Source organism: Herbaspirillum sp. B65 (assembly GCF_000333555.1).
Lineage (GTDB): Bacteria > Pseudomonadota > Gammaproteobacteria > Burkholderiales > Burkholderiaceae_D > Herbaspirillum > Herbaspirillum rubrisubalbicans.
In genome coordinates, this window is record NZ_BADI01000205.1 from 1 (window position 1) to 1,554 (window position 1,554).

Genomic DNA, 1,554 nt, shown 5'->3' on the forward strand with positions numbered 1-1,554 from the left:
GCGCGCACCGGCTGCCAACTTCGAATTCTGGAGCAGCCACGCCGGCGCCATCGCCGCTGCGGTGCGCCAGCTCTGCGCCGGCTTCAATGCGGCCCAGCACCAGCATCACGTGCGTTGCGTCATCCCCGGCACCTACGAGCAGACCATGCAGAAGACCATCGCCGCCTATCGCGCCGGGCAGCAGCCGGCACTGGTGGAAATCTATGACGTGGGCACGCTGGACATGATGTTGAGCGGCGCCATCGTCCCGGTGCACCAGTTGATGGCCGAGCATGGCCAGGTGGTGGACTGGCAGGATTACCTGCCGGCCATCCGCAGCTACTACACCGATGCCCAGGGCCAGTTCGACTCCTTGCCCTTCAATGTCTCCACCGCCGTGCTCTATCTCAACACCGACCAGCTGCGCCGCGCCGGCGTCAGCACCCTGCCGGCCACCTGGGGCGAACTGGAACAAGCCGCCCGCCAGTTGCGCGCAGCCGGCCAGGCCTGTCCGCTGGTGAGCGACTTCAATCCCTGGATCATGCTGGAACAGGTCAGCACCATCGAAGGCGCGCCCATCGCCGACCAGGACAATGGCCACCAGGCCTTGTCCCGCCATTACCTGTTCGATCAGGGCCTGCACCCGCGCTTCATGCAAGAGGTCTTGCGCTGGTACCGGCAGCATCTGCTGGTGCAAGGCGCAGCCACCCGCGCCGGAGGTCATACACTAGCCTTCACCACCGGTGAATGCGCCATGCTGCTGGACTCCAGCAGTGCCTGGGATGCCGTGGCCAAGAGCGGGTTGAAGAACGTCGCGGTACGGCCGCTGCCGATCCATGCCGACAGCACGCGCCACAACAGCGTACCGGGCGGGGCCTCGTTATGGGTGATGAAAGGCTTCAGCCGCGAGGTCTATGCGGCGGTGGCCGCGTTCATCGCCTACCTGCAGCAACCGCAGAACCAGCTCATGCTGGTGCGCCAGACCGGCTACCTGCCGGTGACGCGCCAGGTAGCAGCACAGATCATGGATGACGCCAGCGGCTATCCGCCCTCGGTCGTGGCCGGCATCCATTCGCTCGATACCGCGGCCAGGCAATGCGGCGTCGGCCCGCGCCTGGGATTTTTTCCGCAACTGCGGCTGGCCTGGACCGAACAGGTGCAGACCGCCCTGGCCGGCGCACAGGACATAGGCCCGGCCCTGAGCCGTGCACGACAGCGCGGCGATGGTCTGCTGCAGCGTTTTCGCCGCACCTATGCCGCACCGGTCTCCCCCTGAAGCGCCACCCTGCCCATCATGAACCAACGTCCCGCCTTCCCCGCCCGCTGGTTTCCGCTACTGCTGGCCACGCCGCAGATGCTGATCGTGTTCCTGTTCTTCCTGTGGCCGGCCATCAAGGCCATTGCCTGGTCGCTGTACCTGGTGCGCCCGTTCGGCAATGGCTCGGTGTTCGTGGGACTGGACAATTACCTGCGCATCCTCAGCGACGACGCCTTCTATGGTTCGCTGCGCGCCACCCTGGTGTTTACTGCCGGCAGCACGCTGCTGGCCGTGGGCATGGCCCTGGCGCTGGCCGC

1 protein-coding gene and 1 pseudogene are annotated in these 1,554 nt (G+C 66.3%); both read left to right on the forward strand.

Annotation, left to right across the window (positions count from 1 at the left end; translation table 11 throughout):
- The coding region (locus tag I5W_RS05180) for an extracellular solute-binding protein (protein WP_044528441.1) at positions 1 to 1,255 on the forward strand (1,255 nt) is incomplete at its 5' end.
- 18 nt (positions 1,256 to 1,273) lie between these two features.
- Positions 1,274 to 1,554, forward strand: a pseudogene (locus tag I5W_RS05185) (sugar ABC transporter permease); the annotation flags it as partial.